Origin of the sequence: Amycolatopsis suaedae, from assembly GCF_004214935.1 — a bacterium.
In the GTDB taxonomy this organism is placed as follows: domain Bacteria; phylum Actinomycetota; class Actinomycetes; order Mycobacteriales; family Pseudonocardiaceae; genus Amycolatopsis; species Amycolatopsis suaedae.
In genome coordinates, this window is record NZ_SFCC01000005.1 from 257997 (window position 1) to 280023 (window position 22027).

Below are 22027 nucleotides of genomic sequence, written 5' to 3' on the forward strand. Positions count from 1 at the left end.
GGCATAGTTCGGCGGCAATCGGGGCACACAACGGCATGACTCGGTTCGGACGACGCCTGCCCGACCCCCTGTTCCTGCTGGGCGCGACCCTCGGTACCGCGCGTGCCGCGGTCTCCGCCGTCACCTCGTCGGCCACCCGGCGCCGCAGGGTGTGGGCGTGCCCGGGACGCCTGCACATCGAGACCCACGGCGTGCAGGGTGCCCGCGGTGCCCGGGTCGCCCGGCGGATCGAACGGTCCCTCGGCGAACACCCCGGCGTCGAGTGGGCCAGGGTCAACGCGCCGTCGGCGAGGGTGATCGTCGCCCTGGCCGACCCGCCACCCGGCCGTGCCGAGCTGGTGCGCATCGTCGAGCGCGCCGAGGAGGAACCCGCCGATCCCGGCGAGCGCATCGCCGAGGACGAGCTGCACCACCCCGCCGACGGCACCGCCGGGACCCGGCTCGTTCCCACACTCGCGGCGGACGCCTTCGGGCTGGCGATGTCGGCGCTGACGAAGCTGGCCCCGTGGGCCCCGCTGCCCACCGAGCTGGCCGCGCTGCCCGCACTGGTCGACCACCACCCGAAGCTGCGTGAGCTGGCCGCCCGCCGGGCGGGCGGGGCGGAGAAGGCCGACACGATCACCTCCGTCGCCGCGGCCCTCGCACACGGGCTCGCCTCCGGCGGCGAGGGCACCGTTCTCGATGCGGCGCAACGCATCGAGCAGGTACGGGAGGCACGCGCCCACGAACGGGCGTGGTGCGCGGCCGAACCCGATCTGATCCGGTCGGCCGACGACGCAGGTGCCCCGCCGGTGGTGCCGGGCGAGCGGCCGGTGCCGCCGCCGGAGACCGACGTCGACCGCTACGAGCGCCGCGTCCTCGCACTGGGCGCGGCGGCGGCAGCGGCGGCGCTGCCGTTCACCGGCCCCCGCCGTGCGATCGGGCTTGGCCTGGTCGCCGTCCCGAAGGCCGCCGAGGCGGGACGGGCGGCGTTCGGCGCCCACCTCGGCCGCCTGCTCGCCCGCCGTGGCGCGCTGGTGATGGACCGCTCGGTGCTGCGCAGGCTCGACGAGCCGACCACGCTGGTCCTCGACGAGGAGAGCGTCCGCACCGGCAGGCTCGCCCTCGACGACCTGGTGGCCCTGCCCGGCGCCGACCCGCACGAGGTGGCCACCAGGGCGTGGCGGTTGTTCGACCCGGACCGGCCGGACGCCGTCAGCCGCGACGACGGGTGGTCCCTCGGTCCGGTCGGCGACCTCGGCCTGTCCGGTCGCAAGGGTGTCCGGGAGCGGGAGCGGCTTGAGGCCGCGCACGACGTCGTGCTCGGGCTGGCGTCCGGCGACCGGCTGGAGGCACTCGTCGCGCTGGGCCGCAGGCTGCCCTCCGGCGTGCCCGCGCTGCTCTCCGCCGCCCGTTCCGCCGGGCTGCGGGTGGCGCCGGCCGGCGACGACCCCCGCGCCACCGTGCGTGAGCTGCAGGCCGACGGCGAGGTTGTGCTGGTCGTGTCGGGCGACCGGGAGGTGCTGGCCGTCGCCGACTGCTCGGTCGGTGTCCGGCGGCCCGGCCACCCGCCGCCGTGGGGTGCGCACGTGCTGGTCGAGTCCGATCTGGACACCGCCGGACTGCTGGTGGCGGCCACCGGCGCGGCACGCGAGGTGACCCGCGAGAGCATCCGGCTCGCCCAGGGCGCCAGCGCCGTCGGCGCGGTCAGCGTGCTCAACACGACCAGGGGCCGCCGGAGTCCGGCCTCGCGTGGCCAGCGGGTGGTCAACGCCGGTGCCGCGCTGTCGGTGGTCAACGGCCACCGGCACGCCAGGACCCTGCGGGTCCCCAGCGGCGAACGGCCCGGTCACGACACCCCGTGGCACCTCATGCCCGCCGACGTGGTGCTGGATCGGCTGCACAGCCGGGCCGAGGGGCTCACCGGCGCCGAGGCCGGGACCCGGGCGCGGGCCGACGGCGGCGAGACAGGGACCACCAGCTTCGCCGCCGCGTTCCTCGCCGAGCTGGCCAACCCGCTCACCCCGGTGCTGGCCGGTGGCGCCGCGCTGTCCGCGGCGGTCGGCTCACCGGTGGACGCGGCACTCGTCGCCGGCGTCACCGCGCTGTCCGCCGTCGTCGGCGGCGTGCAACGGGTTCACACCGACCGCCAGCTCGCCGAACTGCTGGACCGGTCGGCCGTCCGGGCGACGGTGCGCCGCGACGGAGCCGACCGGCAGGTCAACGCCGACGAGCTGGTGCCGGGGGACGTCGTCGTGCTGGAGTCCGGCCAGGTGGTGCCCGCCGACTGCAGGCTGCTGGAGGCCGAGGGGCTGGAGACCGACGACTCGTCGCTGACCGGCGAGTCGCTGCCGGTGACCAAGGACCCGGCGCCGGTGGTGGCCGCGGACCTGGCCGAGCGCACGTCGATGCTCTACGAGGGAACCACGATCGCCGCGGGCGAGGCCGTCGCCGTCGTGGTGGCCACAGGCGCGGACACCGAAGCCGGCCGCAGCATGGCGATGGCGCGGGAGAACGCGCCGCGGACCGGCGTCGAGACCCGGCTCGCGGAGCTGACCGAGAAGAGCATGCCGGTGGCACTCGGCTCGGCCGTGGCCGTCGCCGGCGCCGGGCTGCTGCGGGGCGTGCCATTGCGGGAAAGCATGGGCGCGGCGGTGAACCTCGCCGTCGCGTCGGTGCCCGAGGGCCTTCCCTTTCTGGTCAACGCGGCGCAGCTGGCTGCGGCGCGGCGGCTGGCCGAGCTGGGCGCCCTGGTCCGCAACCCGCGCAGTGTCGAGGCGCTCGGCCGGGTCGACGTGCTCTGCTTCGACAAGACCGGCACCCTCACCGAGGGCAAGCTCGCCGTGGCCGAGATCGACGACGGCAAGGACCGGCACCCGGTGGACGCCCTCACCAACGGGGCCCGGCCGGTACTGGCCGCCGCCCTGCGGGCGACCCCGCAGGCCGACGACCCCGGCGACCTGCCGCACGCGACCGACCGCGCCGTCGCCGAGGGCGGCGAGAGCACCGGTACCACGCCGGACACCGGCATCGACGGCTGGCGGCTGGTCGAGTCCGTGCCGTTCGAGCCGTCCCGCGGCTACCACGCCGCCGCCGGGTCGGCCGGTGACGGCCTGCTGCTCAGCGTCAAGGGCGCGCCGGAGAACGTGCTGCCGCGCTGCGCGGTCGACGGTGCCACCCGCAAGCGGCTGACCAACCGGATGCGCAGGCTGGCCCGGTCCGGCCACCGGGTGCTGGCCGTCGCCGAGCGCGAGCTGGAGTCCGGCGAGGAGATCACCGACGACGCGGTGCGGGACCTGGAGTTCCGCGGGTTCGTCGCCATCGCCGACCCGGTGCGGCGCAGTGCCGCGCCGGCGGCCGCCCGGCTGCGGGAGGCCGGGGTGCAGATCGTCATGATCACCGGCGACCATCCCGCCACCGGCGAGGCCATCGCGGGCGAGGTCAACGGCAACGGCGGTCAGCACGTGGTCACCGGTGCGGAGCTGGACGAACTCGACGACGCGGCGCTGGCGGAGACGCTGCAGTCGGTGGACGTGATCGCCCGGTGCAGCCCCGCACAGAAGGTCCGCATCATCCAGACCTACCAGCGGCTCGGCCGGACCGTCGCGATGACCGGCGACGGCGCCAACGACGCCCCGGCGATCCGGCTGGCCGACGTCGGCATCGCGCTGGGCAGGCACGGCACGCCCGCGGCCAAGGCGGCCGCCGACGTCGTGGTCACCGACGACCGGCTGGAGACGATCATCGCCGCGCTGGTCGAGGGCCGGGCCATGTGGGCGTCGGTGCGCGAGGCGCTGGCGGTGCTGCTGGGCGGCAACCTCGGCGAGATCGCGTTCAGCGTGCTCGGGGCGGTCGTCACCGGCCGCGCGCCGCTGGGTGCCCGCCAGTTCCTGCTGGTCAACCTGCTCACCGACCTCGCGCCCGCGCTGGCCATCGCGCTGCGGCGGCCGGACGAGGAAGCCGACGAGGACCTCATCGGCGAGGGCCCGGAGACCTCGCTCGGCGACCAGCTGCGACGGGAGATCGCGCTGCGGGCCGGGACGACGGCGCTGGGCGCCACGACGGCGTGGACGCTGGCCAGGGTCACCGGCAGGGCGCGGCGGGCGAGCACCGTGTCGCTGGCGGCGCTGGTCGGGACCCAGCTGGGTCAGACGGTGCTCACCGGCAGGCGGGACCGCTCGGTGCTGCTCACCGGGCTCGGCTCGGTCGCGTTGCTCGCGGCCATCATCCAGACGCCGGGGGTGAGCCAGTTCTTCGGCTGCACGCCGCTCGGGCCGGTCGGCTGGTCGATCGCGCTGGGCAGCGCCACCGCCGCCACGCTCGGCGGCAACGCGGTGTCGAACGTCCTGACCGCGCAGGACGAACCGGACGGGCCCGGCTTCCGCTCAGCGGAAGGCGGGTAGCAACCGGCGGGGGCCGTACCCGACAGTCGGGCAACTCATCCGCTCCAACGACGGAGGCAGCCCGATGACAGCACCATCCCGCGACCTGTCCCCCACGACCGGCAGGTGGGTGCTGTCCCTGTGCTGGGCGGCCGTGCTGCTGGACGGCTTCGACCTGGTCGTCCTCGGCACGGTGACCCCGGTGCTGCTCGGCGACAAGGTGTGGGGCCTCACCCCGGCCGGCGCCGCCGCCATCTCCACCACCGGGCTGGTCGGCATGATGGTCGGCGCGCTGGTCATCGGGACGATCACCGACGTCGTCGGCAGGCGCCGCGCGCTGATCGTCGCGGTGGCCGGGTTCTCCGTGTGCACGCTGCTGTGCGCGTTCGCCCCCAACGCCGCGGTCTTCGGCGCGCTGCGGCTGCTCGCCGGGCTGGGACTGGGTGGCTGCCTGCCCACGGCCATCGCGCTGGTCACCGAGTTCGCCCCGCGCAACCGCAACGGCGGCGCCACCACGACGATCATGACCGGCTACCACGTCGGCGCGGTACTCACCGCGCTGCTGGGCATCCTGCTGATCGAGCCGCTGGGCTGGGAGGCGATGTTCGTCGCCGGCGCGCTGCCCGCGGTGGTGCTGGTCCCGCTGATGATCCGGTACCTGCCGGAGTCGCCGGCCTTCCAGCCAGCCGCCCGCGCGCCCCGCGCGGGCGGCGAGGCGGTCCGTTCCCTGCTGCGCCCGGAGTTCCGCCGCGCCACGCTGGCGTTCTGGGTGACCTCGTTCATGGGCCTGCTGCTGGTCTACGGACTCAACACCTGGCTGCCGCAGATCATGCGCGAGGCGGGCTACGAGCTGGGCGCGGCACTGAGCCTGCTGCTCACCCTCAACGTCGGCGCCGTCATCGGGCTCGTGGTGGCGGGCCGGATCGCCGACCGGCTGGCCGCGCGGCCGGTCACGATCGCCTGGTTCGGCGGGGCCGCGGTGTTCCTGGCCCTGCTCAGCGTCCGGCTGCCCGGGCCGCTGCTCTACGCCGCCGTGCTGCTCGCCGGGGTGTTCGTGTTCGCCGCGCAGGTCCTGGTCTACGCCTACGTCGGCCGGGTGTACCCGACCGCCAGCCGGGCGACGGGACTCGGCTGGGCGGCCGGGATCGGCAGGCTGGGCGCGATCTGCGGCCCGCTGCTCGGCGGCGTCCTGCTCACCGCGGGAATCGCGTTCCCTTGGGGCATCTACGCTTTCGCCGCCGTCGGCGCGCTCGGCGCGGTGTCGATCTCGCTGGCCGAGCGCTCGGGCCGGGCCGGCTGATCGTCCGGCGCCGACGTCCGGGCGGCCGTCGGGGGCGTCCCGCTCGCACTGGGGGCGCCGAGCGCGCGGGAGATCCCGCGGGCGGCCGCCCGCACAACCGGGACCAGCGTCATCGGGTCCAGCTCGCCGTACGGGACCACTGTGGACAGTGCGGCGACCACCGTGTCGCGCGGGCCGTACACCGGTGCCGCGACCGACACGGTGATCATCTCGATCTGCCGGTCACTGATGACGAAACCGTCCCGGCGCACCCCTGCCAGCACCTGGCGCAGGCGGCTGCCGCTGCGGATGGTCTTCTCGGTGAACCGCCGCAGCGGGCCGGTGATGACCTCCTCCTGCAGCCGCGGTTCGGCGTGGGCCAGCAACACCAGGCCGACGCCGGTGGCGTGCAGTGGCAGGCGTCCGCCCACCCTGGTGAACGTGTGCACGGCGCCGCGGCCGTGGATGCGTTCCAGGAACACCGCGTCGTGCCCGTCGAGCACGGCCAGCTGCGCGTGGTGCCGGGTGGCCTCGTAGACGTCCTCCAGGAACGGCAGCGCGCTCTCCCGCAGCCCGACGGTGTGCGGGGCCAGCGTCGCCAGCTCCCACAGCCACAGGCCGATCCGGTAGCGGCCCTCGGCGTCGCGGTCCAGCGCCCCGCCCCTGGTCAGCTCGCCGACCAGCCGGTGCGTCGTGGTCAGCGACAGGCCGGCCCGGCGGGAGATCTCCGACAGGGTCTGGACGCGGGTGCGTTCGGTGAAGGTACCCAGGACGGCGAGCAGCCTGGCGGCGACGCTGGTCGGCATGCCGCCCAGTATCCGGCCCCTTCCGCTGAGCGGAAACCCCCGATGCGTCGCCCGCGGGGTTGGGGCAGCCTCGGGGCATGACCTACCCGCCTGCGCCACCGGGCACGCATCCGCCCAACGACTCCCCCGGTTACCGCAGCACGGCGCTGCGGCACCCGAACCGGGACCTGCACCTGCTGCCCCAGCGGCTGACCGAGCTGTCCGGGCCGGTGTTCGGCGAGGAGCGGATCGCCCCCGGCGACGACGACCTGACCCGCTGGGGTGGCGGCGAGGCCGTCGGGCAGCGGATCGTCGTGCACGGCCAGGTGCTCGACACCACGGGGACCCCGGTGCCGCACACGCTGGTCGAGGTCTGGCAGGCCAACGCAGGCGGCCGGTACCGGCACACCGGCGACCGGTGGCCCGCGGCGCTGGACCCGCACTTCGGCGGGGTCGGCCGGGTGCTCACCGACGAGCAGGGCCGCTACCGGTTCACCACCATCCGGCCCGGCGCGTACCCGTGGCGCAACCACGACAACGCCTGGCGTCCCGCGCACATCCACTTCTCGCTGTTCGGCCGGGCGTTCCCGCAGCGGCTGGTCACCCAGATGTACTTCCCCGACGACCCGCTGTTCTTCCAGGACCCCATCTTCAACTCGGTACCCGACGAGGCGGCCCGGCAGCGGCTGATCGCGGCCTACGACCACGACGCGACGACCGAGCAGTGGGCGCTCGGGTTCCGGTTCGACATCGTGCTGCGCGGCCGCGAGGCGACCCCGTTCGAGGACGAGGACGACGATGACTGAGCGGGGTCTCACGCCGTCGCAGACCGTCGGCCCGTTCCTGGCGATCGGCCTGGACTGGCCGGACGGACCGGAGGTCGTCGCCGAGGGGACGGCGGGCGCGATTCTCGTCGAGGGCACGGTGTTCGACGGCGCGGGCACGGTGGTGCCCGACGCGCTGGTGGAGATCTGGCAGGCCGGGCCGGACGGCCGGTTCGGCACGCCCGGGTTCGGTGGTTTCGGCCGGTGCGCGACGGATCCGGACGGCCGGTTCTGGTTCCGCACCCTGCGGCCGGGCGCGCCCGGTGACGGGCAGGCACCGCACATCGACGTGACGGTGTTCGCCAGGGGGCTGATGCACCATCTGGTCACCCGGCTGTACCTGCCCGGCGAGGCCGAGGCCAACGCCGCCGATCCCGTGCTGACCTCGCTGCCCGAGGACGCGCGGCGCGCGCTCGTCGCCGAGCCGGGTGAGCCGGGGCGGCTGCGGTTCGACATCCACCTGCAGGGACCGGACGAGACGCCGTTCTTCGCGGTCTAGGACCCGGCGCAGGTGGTGGTCAGGTCGCCCCAGTCGGCGTGGTCGGCGAAGTTACCGTCACCGCCGCTGTGGCTGACCAGCTTCAGTTCGCGCACGCCCCGGGTGTCCACAGTGGCCTCCCGGGCCGGTGTGCCCGCGGCCATCAGCCCGGTGCCGAACACGCGCCTGCCGTCGGCGTAGAGGTCGAACTTCGCGGTGCCCCGCACGTTGTGCGTGCCCGGCCAGGTCATGCCCAGCACCTCGTCGTCCACCCCGGCGGCGACCCGGACGGTGTCACACGCCGCCCCGAGGTAGTAGCTGACCTGCGCCGACGCGTAGGTGCCCAGCCCGGTGGCGTATCGCTTGCCGCCAATGGTGAGCGGGCCGCCCGGGCAGTCGCCGCAGAAGTCGTCGGGGCCGAACGAGCGGTCGATCTTCATCGGCAGGTACCAGCCGTTGTCCTCCTGGACGCGGGGATGCCGGGACAGCGGGCCCGTTCCGCGGGGTGCCGCCGGCGGGACGACCACGGCGTGGTCGGCCGTCACCGGGCGGCCGTCGTAGCGCCCAGACAGCCGCAGCGTGGCCGTGCCCGGCGCCGTTTCCTCGGGCGGGGTCACCTCGAACCGGGCCGTCGCGGGCCGTCCGGGCACCGCGACCGGCGGGCCGGTGTCCGTGCGGCGGACCCGCCAGCCCTCCGGCGCCGTCAGGTCCAGCCCGGTGACCACGCCGGGCAGCCGCCCGCTGGTGCCCAGGCGGACGGTGACCGGGGTGGGCCTGCCGGGCTCGGTGTAGGCGGCGTCGGCGGACAGCGTGTGCCAGGCCGGTCCGTGGTGGCCCGGCGACACCCGCAGCAGGACCGCGCCGTGTGGTGGCACGTCGGCCGACAGGTCGCCTGCCGAGTGGCCCTGCCGTCCCGTCCACAGGTCGCGGACCCGGTACCCGACGGCGGGTGGCAGCCCCACCTCGGAGGCGGCGGCGCGGATCTCGGTCGCGTGCGCGCCGCGGTTGAACAACGCGACGGCGACGTCGCCACCGGCGAGCGGGCGGGCCCACACCTCGCGGCCGCCGTCGGTGCGGATGCGGTCGCCCGGCTTGCCGAGCGGATCCTGGTCGACGGCGATCACCTCGCGGTTGCCGAGGATCTTCACCGTTTCCGGGCTCATCGTGCGCAGGTCGTTGCCCATCAGCAGCGGGGCGGCGAGCACCGCCCACAGGCTCAGATGGGCGCGGTACTCGGTGGCGGACATGCCGCCGTTGCCGATCTGGAGCATGTCCGGGTCGTTCCAGCCGCGTCCCGGCCCGGCCGCTCCGGCGAGCCCGGCTTCCTCCTCGGCGTTGCGCAGCATGCTGTGCCACCGGTCGTCGATGTCGGCCGAGGTCCGCCACAGGTCGGCGGGACGGTCCGGCCACGTCCACGGAGCGCCGTGCCGGGACACCCCGAGCACCACCGGCCGTCCGGTCGCGTCGAGCGCGGCGCGGAACTCACTGGCCAGCGCGTGCGGGTCGCCGGTCGCGCCGCACCAGTCGAGCTTGACGTAGTCCACGCCCCAGCGGGCGAACGTGGTGGCGTCGCGTTCGTAGTTGCCGCCGCTGGCGGGCCTGCCCTCGCAGGTCTTGTCCCCCACCGCCGTGTAGATGCCGAACTTCAGGCCACGTTCGTGCACGTAGGCGGCCAGCGCCGGGATGCCGGCGGGAAACGTCACCGGGTCCGCCGCGAGGTTGCCGTCGGAGTCACGGGCTCCGGCCTGCCAGCAATCGTCGACGTTGACGTAGCGGTACCCGGCGTCGCGCAGTCCGCTGCGCACCAGCGCGTCCGCGGTGTCGCGGATGATCTGCTCGTCGATGTCGCAGCGGAAGCGGTTCCAGTGGTTCCAGCCCATCGGCGGCGCGGCCAGCCGGGGTGGCGGTTCGGCAGCGGCGGGCGGGCAGAGACACGCGGCGAGGACGGCGGCGGCGACAGCGACGGCGCCGTGACGGAGCTTGCGCACGGACGGCATGTTTCCCCCGGACGGGACATCCCGTCAACGCCTGGCATGCCGCAGGCCGGTTCGGGGTAGTACCCGCACACCCGAAGCGACGCCCGAGGAGACCACCACGATGAACTACGACGTCGTCGACCTGATCAAGCAGGACCACCGCGAGTTCGAGCGGCTGTTCCACGAACTGCGGACCAAGCCCGACCAGCGTCCCCTGCTGGTGCCGACGCTCACCGCGATCCTCACCGCGCACAGCCGCGCCGAGGAGGCCGAGGTGTACCCGGTGGCCAGGAAGGAGGCCGGTGAGACCGAGGAGGTCGAGCACAGCCAGGAGGAACACGCCGAGGCCGAGCGGCTGCTGGCCACGCTCGCCGAAACCGACCCGGAGTCGGCCGACTTCGAGAAGGTGCTCAAGCAGGTCGTCGACTCGGTGACCCACCACCTCGAGGAAGAAGAGGAGACCGTCCTGCCCGGGATGCGTGAGCGGCTGTCCGACGAGCGGCGGGCCGAGCTGGGCAAGGCGTTCGCCGCCAGCCGGGCCAGCCACCTCGGCGACCGCCCCGGCGAGCAGACCAGGGACGAGCTGGAGCTGCAGGCCCGCAACGCCGGCGTGACCGGCGCGTCGTCGATGAGCAAGGAGGAGCTGCAGCGCGAGGTCGCCGCCATGCACGACTGAGGCGTGCTCCCCGGCACATCGGCTGCCGTGAAGGGGGCCCTCACGGCGTCTGATGCCAGGGCCCCGGCAAAGTCGGGGTGGTCCGGAGCGCGTCATTCGCGTTCCGGAAGACGAGACTCGCGGCGAATGGCCCAGTGGCGCAGGTGGGTTCACAGGCTGGGACGCCGGGTCCGGATGGTGAGTGTCGTGCCCGGGAACGCGAGCTCTACGTTCCGGTACACGAGTTCCACGCTCGAGATCAGCCACCTCACCTGGCCGCCACCGGACTTCGCCAGGACCCTGACGTCTGACGTGGTGAAGGTGGCCTCACGGCACCGGTCCATGAGAAACCGGTGAGGAAACGTTCATGCGGAGCCCGGCCGGCCCGCGGCACCACTAGCGTCCGGTGTCGAAATCGACCCCGAATGGGTGGTTTGCCACGGGGCGGCTTACTGTGTCCGTTTCCACACTGGGGAGGTCGCGCATGGACGCCGACACCGAGGTGCTGCCCGCGGTGCGGCACAGACCGGTCCGCTTCCGCGTCGCCGGGTGGATCGCGTTCGGTGTCACGCTGGCCCTCAACATCGCCAGCATGGCCGTCCCCGCGCTGATCGAGCACCCGCTGACCAACAACCGCGGCGAGATACAGGTGTACCTCGACGTCGTCGAGGAGGGAAACCTGCCGACCTGGTGGAGCGTCGGCCTGCTGGTGGTCGCCGCCGTCGCGCACGTGGCCGTCGGCTTCCTCGCCCGCACCCGCGGGGCACGCGGGGCGTGGGCGTGGTTCGCCAGCGGGGCGATGCTCGCCGTGCTCGCCCTCGACGACCACACGGCCCTGCACGAGCGGCTCGACCGGATCGGCCGCGAGGTGGTGTCGTTCGACGGATTTCCCTTCTACTGGCTGATTCCCGGCGCCGTGGCAGGCCTGCTGGTGGCCACCGCGCTGCTGCTGCTCGCCGTCCGGCTGAGCGGCGTTGCCCGCTGGTGCATGATCGCCGGCTGCGTGCTGCTGCTGGGCGCCGCGCTCGGCGGCGAGGCCCTGCAGGGCCTGCTGCTGGCGGCCGACGAGACGGGGCCGCGGTACGTGCTGACCTACCACGCCGAGGAGCTGGGCGAGAACATCGGCGTGCTGCTGATGCTGGTCGCCGCGGCCCGGTCGGTGACGATCACCCAGGTGGGCCACCAGGTGCAGCTCGGCTACGGTGGCGGGCGTCATCCGGAGCCGACGGCGCCCGCCCGGCACCGTCGGGTACAGCCACGGAGGTTGACCCGGCATGCGACTGCTGATCATCGCCGACACGCACCTGCCGCGCCGGGCACGTGACCTGCCCGCGCAGGTCTGGCGCGAGGTCGACGACGCCGACGTCGTGGTGCACGCGGGCGACTGGGTCGACCTGGCGACGCTGGAGGCCCTACGGGCCCGGTCGGCGCGGCTGATCGGCGTCTACGGCAACAACGACGGGCCCGAGCTGCGGGCCGAACTGCCCGAGGTGGCCACCGCGGAGCTGGACGGCCTGCGGCTGGCGGTGATCCACGAGACCGGGGCGGCCAAGGGCCGCGAGCAACGCTGTGCCCGCGATTTCCCGGACACCGACGTGCTGGTGTTCGGCCACAGCCACATCCCGTGGGACAGCGTCACCGGCACCGGCCTGCGCCTGCTCAACCCCGGCTCGCCGACCGACCGCAGGCGGCAGCCGTACTGCACCTACCTCACCGCACGCGTCGACGGCGGGGAGCTGACCGACGTCGTCCTGCACCGGCTGCCGCCACGCCAGGTGTAGTGAACCGGCGGCCGGGGTACACCGGCTGATCATGAGGGTGTGGACGTCGACGCTGGTCACGACGCTGCTCCTGACGGCGGGTTGCGCCGCGGCCACGGAGGACGGCGCCGCGCGAGCCGCCGCCCGGTTCGAGGGCGCGCTGCTGGCCTCCGACGTGACCACGGCCTGCGCCCTGCTGACGCCGTCCGCGCTGGCCGACCTCGAACCGGCCGGCCCGTGCCCGGACGTGTTCGGCGGGCTCGGGGTCCCCGCGGGCGAGGTCACCGAGCTGGAGGTGTACGGCGACGCGGCACTGGTCCGTACCGGCACCGACACCCTGTTCCTGCGCGAGCTGTCCGGCGGCTGGAAGGTCGCCGGCGCGGGCTGCCACCCCGCCGGGGCGGGGCACCCGTTCGACTGCGCGGTCGGCGGGCCGTGACATGCGCCGGTTCCTGCGCGACAACGGGCTGAGCCTCGCGTTCGGCCTGCTCTTCCTGCTGACGCTGGCCGCGCAGGGGCTGGCCGGGCACGCCGACTTCAACCAGCGCCAGCTCAGCGCCCAGGGCGAGCCGGTCGGCCTGCTGTCCTACCTGGTCTCCAGCGACTACGTCGTCGACGTCGCGGAGAACTGGCAGTCCGAGTTCCTGCAGTTCTTCCTGTACGTCTGGGCGACCGTGTGGCTGATCCAGCGCGGCTCGCCGGAGTCCAAGCCCGCGGGACGCATCGGCAGGGAAACCGACCGCGAGCAGCACCTCGGCCGCCACGCCGGGCCGAACGCCCCGGCGTGGGCGAGGACCGGCGGGTGGCGCACCGCGCTGTTCTCCCGGTCGCTGGGCCTTGTGATGGCGCTGCTGTTCTTCGCCAGCTGGGCGCTGCAGAGCGTGGCAGGCTGGTACGCGCACAACGCGGAACTGCTCGGTGACTTCGCGGCGCCGCTGTCCTGGCCGGGTTACCTGGTCTCGGCGGACTTCTGGAACCGCAGCCTGCAGAACTGGCAGTCGGAGTTCCTCGCGCTGGCCACCATGGCGATCCTCAGCGTCTACCTGCGTCAGCGCGGCTCGCCGGAGTCCAAGCCCGTCGGCACCCCGCACACCACCACCGACGAGAACGGGTAGACGACATGGGAATGACGGTCGCGCGGAAACTGATCGGCGAGCACCTGGTCAGCGGCGAACCGGTGGCCGGTGAGGAGATCGGCCTGCGGGTCGACCAGACGCTCACCCAGGACGCCACCGGGACACTGGTAATGCAGGAGCTGGAGGCACTGCGGCTGGACCGGGCCCGCACCGAGGTGAGCGTGCAGTACGTCGACCACAACCTGCTGCAGGCCGACGAGAAGAACGCCGAGGACCACGAGTTTCTCCGCTCGGCGTGCCGCCGGTACGGCCTGTGGTTCTCCAAGGCGGGCAACGGCGTCTCGCATCCGACGCACATGCAGCGTTTCGGCGTACCGGGCAGGACGATGGTGGGGTCCGACTCGCACACCTGCGCCGCCGGGTCGCTGGGCATGCTGGCCATCGGCGTCGGCGGGCTGGAGGTGGCGATGGCCATCGCGGGCGAGCCCCTCTACCTGCGCATGCCGCACATCTGGGGCGTCCGGCTCACCGGCGAGCTGCGACCGTGGGTGTCGGCCAAGGACGTCGTGCTGGAGATGCTGCGCCGGCACGGCGTGAAGGCCGGGCTGAACCGGATCATCGAGTACCACGGGCCCGGGCTCGCCGGACTGTCCGCAATGGACCGGCACGTGATCGCCAACATGGGCGCCGAGCTGGGTGCGACGACCACCGTCTTCCCCGCCGACGACGCCGTCGAGGCGTTCCTGCGCGCCGAGGACCGGGCGGGCGACTTCACCGAGATCCTCCCCGACCCCGACGCGCGCTACGACCTGACCGACGAGATCGATCTGTCCGAAGTGGAACCATTGATCGCCAGGCCGTCCTCGCCGGGCAACGTCGTCCCGGTCCGCGAGGTGGCGGGCACCGAGGTGAGCCAGGCGGTGATCGGGTCGTCGGCCAACCCCGGCCTGCGGGACTTCCTGGTGGCCGCGGCCATGGTGCGGGGGCGGCAGACCAGCGACGCGGTCAGCTTCGACATCAACCCGTCGTCGCGGGAGATCTTCGCCGACCTGACCAAGCTGGGCGCGACGTTCGACCTCATCGCCGCGGGCGCCCGCATCCACCAGGCGGGCTGCCTGGGGTGCATCGGCATGGGCCAGGCACCGGCGGCAGGCCGCAACTCGCTGCGGACGTTCCCGCGCAACTTCCCCGGCCGCTCGGGCACCCCGGAGGACTCGGTGTGGCTGTGCTCGCCGGAGACCGCGGCCGCCGCGGCGCTCACCGGCGTCATCACCGACCCGCGCGATCTCGGGATCGACCACCCCGAACTGGAACTGCCCGCGCGGGCGTCGGTGAACACCGACATGCTGGTGCCGCCGCTGGAGCCGGAGCAGGCCGCGCGGGAGGAACTGGTGAAGGGGCCCAACATCTCGGCGCTGCCGGACTTCCCCGAGCTGCCGGAAAGCATCGAGGCGCCGGTGCTGCTGAAGATGGGCGACGACGTGTCGACCGATGAGATCTCCCCGGCGGGCGCGAAGGCGCTGCCCTACCGGTCGAACATCCCGAAGCTGGCCGAGTTCACGTTCACCCGGATCGACTCCGGCTACCCTGCCCGCGCGCGGGACACCGGGGATCACCTGGTCGTGGCCGGTGAGAACTACGGCCAGGGCTCGTCGAGGGAACACGCGGCCATCACGCCGAGGCAGCTCGGCCTGCGTGCGGTGATCGCCAAGTCGTTCGCCCGCATCCACTGGCAGAACCTGGCCAACTTCGGGATCCTCGCACTCGAGTTCGCCGACGGCGGCGACTACGACCGGGTCGAGCAGGGGGACACGCTGCGGCTGGACGGCCTGCGGGACGGGCTGGACGGCGAGCTGTCGGTTCGCAACGTGACCCGCGGCGAGGACTACCCGCTGCGGCACCGGCTGTCTCCCCGGCAGCTGGAGGCGGTGCTGGCCGGTGGCCGGATTCCGTTGCTGGCGCGCGGTTAGCGCAGGCTGCCGTCGGCCGCGGCGGTCGCGCGGACCTGGAACGTGTACTGCGTGCAGGGACTGACGCCCTCCTCGTTGACCGTCACCGGGATCGTGCCGCTCGCCGTCAGCAGCACCGTCCCTTCCGGCGCGCGGACGGTCAGCGTCGCCTCCACCGGTCCCTGCTCGAACGACGCGCTCCTGGTGCCGCCACCGCCGAACTCCGCGCCACCCGGCCGCACCACGCGTGGCCGGACGACGACGCACTCGTCCTGACACAGCCGTAGTTCCAGCGCCGCGGCCGGTGGCAGGTCCGCGGGCACGCCCAGGGTCGAGATCGCGGTGTACCCGATCTCGGGACAGCCGACCGGCACGCACCCCGACAACGCGACCGCCGCCCCACAGCCGGCGAAACCGCGACGCCAGTTCACGCACCCCCCATCGAGACCCGGGCGAAGACCGTTACGGCGTGGGCGAAAGTTGTCACCCGGTGAGCGAAACCGGCTCAGCCGGACGCGCCACGGCTGCCGCGGTACGCCCACTCCCGCAGCCGGGACAGCCAGTCCGGCACCAGCCGTACCCCCTCGGGCCGGTTCAGCATCGGGTCGAACCGCGGATCGCCCGGGTCGGTGCCGACGAGGGTGAGCCGCCCCGCCAGTTCCCGCCTGCCCCGGAGATCCTCCCGGTACACCGCGAACCGCACCGGCCCGTCGTCGAGCCGGGCCGCCAGGTCGTCCGTTGACGCCGAGTGCGCGGGCTGGCCGTCGTCCGGCTCGGCGCGCAACCAGCACGTGTGGCGGCCGACGCGGTACGGGACGAGGCTGCTGTAGCGTGCGTCGGCCCAGCTCGGCACCGGGCGCGGCAGGACCCGGCCGAGCCTGCCGCGGCCCGCGGTGGACAGGGTCAGGTCCCAGCCGGGCAGTCGCATCGCGAGCCCCAGCACGTCGGCGGCGGCTCCCCGCGTCCCGCCGCCCTTGGACAGCCTGGCCACGACCGCCGTTGGGCCCGAGGGCAACGGCAGTGGTCCGGCGGATTCGGTGCGCCACTCGCCACGCGTCACCACGCCGTCCGGGTGCAGCGCACGGGCCCGCCGCAGCCTGGCCAGCGCGCCCGTGGCACGTCCCAGCCACCGCGCGGGCCGCAGGCCGCGGCCCAGCGCACGCAGCGTGCTTTCCCGCATCGGCAGGTCCGGCTGTCCCATGGTCGGCTCCTTTCCGTTCCTGGCCACGGGTTACCCGTTCGGCGGCGATTGGATCGCGTCCGCGGCGGGTATTCCCGATCCGTTCCCACGACGAGAGGCGGTCGGATGGTCGACGTGAGCCGGATCGTCCGGGTGTCCCCGGACGCGGTGTTCGAGGTCCTCGCCGACGGCTGGACCTATTCGAGCTGGGTCGTGGGCAACTCGCATGTCCGCGACGTCGACCCCGGGTGGCCGAAGCCCGGCACGCGCATCCACCACAGCGTCGGCGTCTGGCCCGCGCAGATCGAGGACGTCACCGTCGTGCACGACGTCCAGCCCGGACGGCTGCTGGAGCTGGACGCGCGCGTGTGGCCGCTGGGTTCGGCACGGGTCCGGCTCGAACTCACGCCGGTGGCCGCCGGCACGCGGGTGACGATGTCCGAGGAGGCCCTCGGCGGGCCGCTGGCCGCACTCCCCCACGCGCTGCAGGCCGTCCTGCTGCGGCCCCGCAACACCGAGGCACTAGCCCGTCTGGCCGATCTGGCCGAGGGCCGCCACGCGGAACGTGGTACTCCCGGCGCGGAACGGGTAGACAGGCTACGTGAGTGACGCAGCGGAATCGGTCGATGCCGTCATCGTCGGAGCCGGCCCCAACGGGCTGGTGGCGGCGAACCTGCTCGCCGACGCGGGCTGGCAGGTGCTGGTGCTGGAGGCGCAGGACGAGATCGGCGGCGCCGTCAAGACCGCCGAGCTGATCGAACCCGGCTTCCGCAACGACCGGTTCAGCGCGTTCTACCCGCTCGGCGCGGCGTCGCCGGTGCTGCGGGCACTGGACCTGGAACAACACGGCCTGCGGTGGAAACGCGCGCCCGCGCCGCTGGCGCACGTGCTGCCCGACGACGACTGCGTGCTGCTGGCCGCCGACCCCGGCGAGACGATGGCGTCACTGGCGTCGTTCGCCGAGTCCGACGCCGACGCGTGGGCGACGGAGTTCGCCGAGTGGTGCCGGATCCGCGACGACCTGATCACCGCGCTGCTGTCACCGTTCCCGCCCGTGCGCGGCGCGGCCCGGCTGCTGCGCCGGATGGGCGCGGCCGACCTGCTGCGGTTCGGCCGGATGACGACCATGCCGGTACGCGCGTTCGCCGAGGAACGTTTCGCCGGGGAGGGGGCGCGGGTGCTGCTGGCCGGCAACGCCCTGCACACCGACCTCGGGCCGGGGCACGCGGGCAGCGCCGTGTTCGGCTGGATCCTCTGCATGCTGGCCCAGGACGTGGGTTTCCCCGTCCCGGAGGGCGGCGCCGGGCGGCTGACCGCCGCCATGGCCGCGCGGCTGACCGCGAAGGGCGGCCGCATCCAGTGCGGCCGGGCGGTCACCAGGATTCTGACCGCCCGTGGCCGCGCGGTCGGGGTCGCCGACGCCGAGGGCGGGCTGGTGCGCGCCCGCAAGGCCGTGCTGGCGACCGTTCCGGCCCCGACGCTGTACCTGGAACTGCTCGATGCCGCCGATCTGCCGCAGCGCCTGCTGCGCGATCTGCGTGGCTTCCACTGGGACGACGGGACGGTCAAGGTCGACTGGGCACTGTCCGGCCCGATCCCGTGGGCCAACCCGCGGGCGCGGCGGGCCGGTACCGTCCACCTCGACGGCGACACCGCGCGCCTGGCCCGGTTCAGCGCGGACCTGGCCGCCGGCCGCACCCCCGCCCAGCCGTTCCTGATCCTGGGGCAGATGACGACGGCGGACCCGTCGCGCTCCCCCGAGGGCACCGAGTCGGCATGGGCGTACACGCACGTGCCGAGGGGGCAGCGGTGGACCGTCGCGCGGCTGCGCCGGTTCGCCGACAAGATGGAGAAGATCGTCGAGCAGCACGCGCCGGGCTTCACCGGGCTGATCAGGGGCCGGTTCCTGCAGGGGCCGGTGGAACTGGAGGACGCCGACGCCAACCTCGTCGAGGGCGCCGTCAACGGCGGCAGCGCGGCGGTGCACCAGCAGCTGTTCTTCCGCCCGGTGCCCGGGCTCGCCCGCGCCGACACCCCGGTGGACCGGCTCTTCCTGGCAGGCGCGTCGGCACATCCCGGCGGCTCGGTGCACGGCGCGCCGGGCGCGAACGCGGCCCGCGCGGCGCTGGCGCGGCACGGCGTCGCGGGCGGGCTGTACCGATGGACGGTCGACACCTTGCACCGGAGCTTCTACGGCTAGTGGTCACGACCGCTAGGGTGACCGCCAACACGTTCGCGGGAGGAGCCCTCGATGTCGGAAAGCAGTGCGGCGGACAGAGTCGCGGCGTCGGTGAACAAGGTGTCGGTGGGGCGGGTCTACGACTACCTGCTGGGCGGGGTGCACAACTACGCCGTCGACCAGGCGTTCGCCGAGGAGCAGCTGAAGATCATCCCGGACGCCCGCAACTTCGCGCTGTCCAACCGGGCCTTCCTCGGCCGTGCCGTGCGGTACGCGATCGACCAGGGGATCCGGCAGTTCGTCGACATCGGGTCCGGCCTGCCCACCCAGGGCAACGTGCACGAGGTCGCCGACGAGGCGGCACCGGGCCAGAGCCGGGTCGTCTACATCGACAACGAGCCGATCGCACACGCCCACGCCGAGATCCTGCTCGACCGCACGGCCGACCCGAGCCGCCACCGGGCCATCGACGCGGACTTCTTCGACCGGGACGTGATGTGGCAGCGGGTGCTGGACACCGGGCTGATCGACCCGGACAAGCCGGTCGCGCTGCTCGTGGTGGCGCTGCTGCACTTCATGCCGCCGGAGACCGACCCGGGCGCGGTACTGGACTATTACAAGCGGCAGCTCGCGCCGGGCAGCCTGCTGGCCCTGTCGCACATCCACGTCGAGCCGGACGACCTGGAGATGCTGGAGGCGTCGAAGAAGGTCTCCACCGCCTACAAGGAGCGGACCAACAGCCCGGCCGGGCCGCGTTCGCGCCCGGACATCGAGGCGTTCTTCTCCGGGCTGGAGCTGGTGGAGCCGGGCCTGGTCTGGGTGCCGCAGTGGCGCCCGGACGGCAAGGACCCGTTCGACCAGGAGCCCAAGCGCGCCCGCGGCCTGGCCGGCGTCGGCCGCAAGGTCTGACGTCCCGGCGGGTCAGGCGAAGGTCAGGGTCACCGCGCTCGTCCCGGCGCGGGGGCTCAGCTTCAGCAGGACGCCGCCGAACGGCGCGGGCACGGTCGTCCACCCGGCGGACTCCCGCGCCAGCGGGCCCGGCGCCTTCGGCACCGGCCTGCCGTCGATGAGCACCTGCTTCGGCACCCGTGGCGTCGCGACCATCACCTGCGTCTGCGCGGGCGCCCCGCTGACGGTCATTGTCACCGTCCCGCCCCGGTCGTAGGCGAAGAACCGGCCGCCGGTGGGGCTCACCGACGTCGTGACCCCGCCGCCGGGCGCGTAGGTCCAGCCGGACCGGTCGGCGCGGTCCAGGTCGTTCAGCTCCCACTCCCGCTCCCACACCCCGGGGATGCGCTGGTTGAAGCCGATCGCCGCCCCGGCACGCAGGTACAGCGGGAATTCGTCCACAGTGGACGGCCGGACGAGGTGCCTGCCGCCGTCCACGACCGCTCCGCTGTGCAGGTCCACCCACCGGCCGGCGGGCAGGTAGACGTCCACCGGCGTGGGCACGCCCGCGGCGGCGTCGGACTCGCCGCGGTCCGCGGTCACCGGCACCGCCAGCAGGTCCGGCCCGACCATCATGTGCTGGTCGGCCGTCCACGCCCGCTCGTCGGCCGGGTAGTCGTAGCCCATCGGCCGCACGATCGGCTCCCCGGTGCGCGAGGAGTGCTGTGCCAGTCCGTACAGGTACGGGAACAACGCGTAGTGCAACAGGACGTTGCGGCGGAACCGCTCGACGGTCGCGTCGTCGTAGCGCCACGGGGTGGCGTTGCGCCCGGCGCCGCCGACCTCGAACACCGGTGACACCGCGGAGAACTGCGTCCAGCGGGTGAACAGCGTCGGGCTCGGCGCGCCGGGACCGCCGCCGTTGAACCCGCCGGTGTCGGTTCCCCACACCGGGTGGCCGGTCAGCCAGGAGTTCAGCCCGCGCCGCACGGACAGCCGCAGCCCTTCGAAACTCGCCCGGGGGTCGCCACCCCAGTGACCGTTCACAATGGACGGAAGGCCGGTGTAGCCGCCCCGCCACAGCATCGTGTGGTTGGCGCCGTGGACCCGGCGCAGGACGTCGGCGGTGGACCTGGCGTACCGGACCGGATTGGTGTTCATCAGCTCCACCCCGGTGCCGCCGGCGAACGTGGCGTGCTCCAGTTCGAACTCCTCGCCGCGGTCGCCCTTGACCATGGTGATCCCCAGCGAGAACAGCTTCTCCAGCTTCGCCTCGAAGTGCGCGCGGGTGGCCGGGTTGGTCAGGTCCAGTTCCAGCGGGTTGTCCCGGCCGGTCCGGATGAACGAACCGGGCGGGTAGTCGGCCGGCGGGCACGGCCGGTCCGCCGCCGACGGCCGCACGTGCGGGGAGATCCAGATACCCAGCTCGACGCCGCGGGCCCGCAGGTCGGCGACCATCTTCTTCGGGTCGGGGAACTGGACCGGGTCGAACGTCAGCGTGCCGTTGCAGGCGTACCGGCTGTTCTGCCCCTCCCCCGGCAGCTTCGTCGAGGTTTCCCACGGGTTGTCGATCCACTCGGTCGCCTGCGGGATTCCCCTGCGCCGCAACTGGTCGACGTCGTCGATCACGGTGGCCTGGTCCTCGACGGTGTCGCGCCAGTGGGTCAGCGCGAACTGCCGCACCGGCGGCAGGGTCGGCAGTCCTGCCCGCGCGCTGTAGGCACGGACGACCTGGCCGGGCGACCCGGCGTAGATCTCGTAGTCCAGCCTGCCGGTCTTGAAGCACAGCTGAGTGCGGTCGGGCATGCCCAGCCGGACCGGGCACGGCGGCGGCTCGGTCGAGCAGTGTGGCGGGTCGTCGACGGCGCCAGGGAACGCGATACGTCCGATGACATCGGTCTCCGGGAACACGCCGTAGCCGTGGTTGCTGAGGAAGAACGGGCTGGGAGCGCCGCTCTTGTTGCAGTTCGGCAGCGGGCCGGCGCCGGTGAAGTGGGCCTTGTTGAGCAGCACGCGCCCGCGCAGGTCGGTGTACAGGAAGTTCGCGCCGCCACCGAGGAAGTGCTCGGCCTGCGTGCCGGTGAACGCCTCGTGGACCTGGGCGACGCCGGCCTCCGGTTCGAAACGCCACTGCACCCGCAGGCCACGGGGCGTAGCGCGGACGGTCACCACGGCGGTCCGGTCCGCCTCGTCGGTGGCCACCGTGTAGGTCGTGCCGTCCGGGCCACGCTCGGCCCGGCGCAGGTCGGTCAGGCGGTGTGTGCTGCCGTCGGTCAGCGTGTAGGCCATGCGCCCGCCGGGGCCGGTCACGTCGGCGGGCGCCTGGGCCAGCAGCGGGCGCCCGCCGTCGCTGAACGACAGCCGGAACGGCGCCGGCTGTGCCGACCAGCCCAGCGGGCCGGCGCTCTGCGCGGCGGGCTCGGTGGCCACGGCAGGAACGCCGACCGCGGTCACCAGCAGGGCGGCGGCCAGTGCGATCCGCAGACGTCGTCCAGCCATGACCGCTCCCTCACGCCGGAGTCATCGGATGTCTACGCACCTTAGGCGAGATCAGATATCAGATATCAGCCACCATTGGAGGGAATCTCTACCGCGGTAGGGCGGACCCGCCGCGGCCGGTCAGTGTCTCGCTGGCGA

At 73.7% G+C, this 22027-nt stretch carries 18 protein-coding genes; 13 read left to right on the forward strand and 5 right to left on the reverse strand.

All coding sequences use genetic code 11. The features are described 5' to 3' along the window. Positions 1–35: 35 nt before the first annotated feature. Positions 36–4382: a cation-translocating P-type ATPase gene (locus EWH70_RS12090; protein ID WP_130475410.1), complete on the forward strand. Its 4347-nt coding sequence runs from the start codon at positions 36–38 to the stop codon at positions 4380–4382. 85 nt (positions 4383–4467) lie between these two features. Beyond that, on the forward strand, positions 4468–5661 hold the full coding sequence (locus EWH70_RS12095; RefSeq protein ID WP_130475538.1) for an MFS transporter: 1194 nt from the start codon (positions 4468–4470) through the stop codon (positions 5659–5661). On the opposite strand, the gene EWH70_RS12100 is transcribed toward EWH70_RS12095, so the two are convergent. Then, positions 5586–6446 carry an IclR family transcriptional regulator gene (locus EWH70_RS12100; protein ID WP_130475411.1) on the reverse strand — a complete coding sequence of 287 codons (861 nt, stop codon included), beginning with the start codon at positions 6444–6446 and terminating at the stop codon, positions 5586–5588. The genes EWH70_RS12095 and EWH70_RS12100 overlap by 76 nt on opposite strands. A 77-nt stretch (positions 6447–6523) precedes the next feature. Between EWH70_RS12100 and pcaH the strand changes: the two genes are divergently transcribed. Next, positions 6524–7231 carry a protocatechuate 3,4-dioxygenase subunit beta gene (pcaH, locus tag EWH70_RS12105; RefSeq protein WP_130475412.1) on the forward strand — a complete coding sequence of 236 codons (708 nt, stop codon included), beginning with the start codon at positions 6524–6526 and terminating at the stop codon, positions 7229–7231. Continuing rightward, positions 7224–7748 (forward strand): protocatechuate 3,4-dioxygenase subunit alpha, encoded by a 525-nt coding sequence (pcaG, locus tag EWH70_RS12110; RefSeq protein WP_130475413.1) that lies wholly within the window; start codon positions 7224–7226, stop codon positions 7746–7748. The genes pcaH and pcaG overlap by 8 nt, the downstream gene beginning before the upstream one ends. Here pcaG and EWH70_RS12115 read toward each other — a convergent pair. Beyond that, positions 7745–9715, reverse strand: coding sequence for an NPCBM/NEW2 domain-containing protein (locus EWH70_RS12115; protein WP_165436245.1), 1971 nt, complete (start codon positions 9713–9715; stop codon positions 7745–7747). The two genes, pcaG and EWH70_RS12115, sit on opposite strands and share 4 nt — an antisense overlap. 109 nt (positions 9716–9824) lie before the next feature. Here EWH70_RS12115 and EWH70_RS12120 point away from each other — a divergent pair, with 109 nt between their 5' ends. The 6 genes from EWH70_RS12120 to EWH70_RS12145 all read left to right on the forward strand — a co-directional run bounded on the left by EWH70_RS12120 (position 9825) and on the right by EWH70_RS12145 (position 15164). Beyond that, positions 9825–10379 (forward strand): hemerythrin domain-containing protein, encoded by a 555-nt coding sequence (locus EWH70_RS12120; protein ID WP_130475415.1) that lies wholly within the window; start codon positions 9825–9827, stop codon positions 10377–10379. A 463-nt stretch (positions 10380–10842) separates the two neighbouring features. Beyond that, a complete protein-coding gene (locus tag EWH70_RS12125; protein ID WP_205669097.1) occupies positions 10843–11682 on the forward strand; it encodes a hypothetical protein in 840 nt (279 codons plus the stop codon). Further along, a complete protein-coding gene (locus tag EWH70_RS12130; protein ID WP_130475416.1) occupies positions 11633–12139 on the forward strand; it encodes a metallophosphoesterase family protein in 507 nt (168 codons plus the stop codon). Before EWH70_RS12125 ends, EWH70_RS12130 begins: the two co-directional genes overlap by 50 nt. A 31-nt stretch (positions 12140–12170) precedes the next feature. Next, positions 12171–12557 (forward strand): hypothetical protein, encoded by a 387-nt coding sequence (locus tag EWH70_RS12135; RefSeq protein ID WP_205669098.1) that lies wholly within the window; start codon positions 12171–12173, stop codon positions 12555–12557. A 1-nt stretch (position 12558) separates the two neighbouring features. Continuing rightward, on the forward strand, positions 12559–13233 hold the full coding sequence (locus tag EWH70_RS12140) for a DUF6766 family protein (RefSeq protein WP_130475417.1): 675 nt from the start codon (positions 12559–12561) through the stop codon (positions 13231–13233). Positions 13234–13238: 5 nt separating this feature from the next. Next, positions 13239–15164, forward strand: coding sequence for an aconitate hydratase (locus EWH70_RS12145; protein ID WP_130475418.1), 1926 nt, complete (start codon positions 13239–13241; stop codon positions 15162–15164). Here EWH70_RS12145 and EWH70_RS12150 read toward each other — a convergent pair. Together EWH70_RS12150 and EWH70_RS12155 are read right to left on the reverse strand one after the other, a co-directional pair. Continuing rightward, positions 15161–15574 carry a hypothetical protein gene (locus EWH70_RS12150; protein ID WP_130475419.1) on the reverse strand — a complete coding sequence of 138 codons (414 nt, stop codon included), beginning with the start codon at positions 15572–15574 and terminating at the stop codon, positions 15161–15163. The two genes, EWH70_RS12145 and EWH70_RS12150, sit on opposite strands and share 4 nt — an antisense overlap. Before the next feature lie 74 nt (positions 15575–15648). Next, the gene (locus EWH70_RS12155; RefSeq protein ID WP_240686946.1) at positions 15649–16344 is read right to left on the reverse strand and encodes a hypothetical protein; all 696 of its coding nucleotides are present in this window, start codon (positions 16342–16344) and stop codon (positions 15649–15651) included. A 105-nt stretch (positions 16345–16449) separates the two neighbouring features. On the opposite strand from EWH70_RS12155, the gene EWH70_RS12160 reads away from it, so the two are divergent. From EWH70_RS12160 to EWH70_RS12170, 3 genes are read left to right on the forward strand one after another with little or no spacing between them, the layout of a single operon-like run. Then, on the forward strand, positions 16450–16932 hold the full coding sequence (locus EWH70_RS12160; protein WP_130475420.1) for an SRPBCC family protein: 483 nt from the start codon (positions 16450–16452) through the stop codon (positions 16930–16932). Next, positions 16925–18523, forward strand: a complete 1599-nt coding sequence (locus EWH70_RS12165) for a phytoene desaturase family protein (RefSeq protein ID WP_130475421.1) — start codon at positions 16925–16927, stop codon at positions 18521–18523. The genes EWH70_RS12160 and EWH70_RS12165 overlap by 8 nt, the downstream gene beginning before the upstream one ends. A gap of 51 nt (positions 18524–18574) precedes the next feature. Continuing rightward, complete coding sequence (locus EWH70_RS12170; RefSeq protein ID WP_130475422.1) at positions 18575–19411, forward strand: SAM-dependent methyltransferase; 837 nt, start codon at positions 18575–18577, stop codon at positions 19409–19411. Positions 19412–19423: 12 nt separating this feature from the next. Here the strand turns inward: EWH70_RS12170 and EWH70_RS12175 are convergent, their stop codons facing one another. Continuing rightward, on the reverse strand, positions 19424–21889 hold the full coding sequence (locus EWH70_RS12175) for a TIM-barrel domain-containing protein (protein WP_130475423.1): 2466 nt from the start codon (positions 21887–21889) through the stop codon (positions 19424–19426). Positions 21890–22027: the final 138 nt, after the last annotated feature.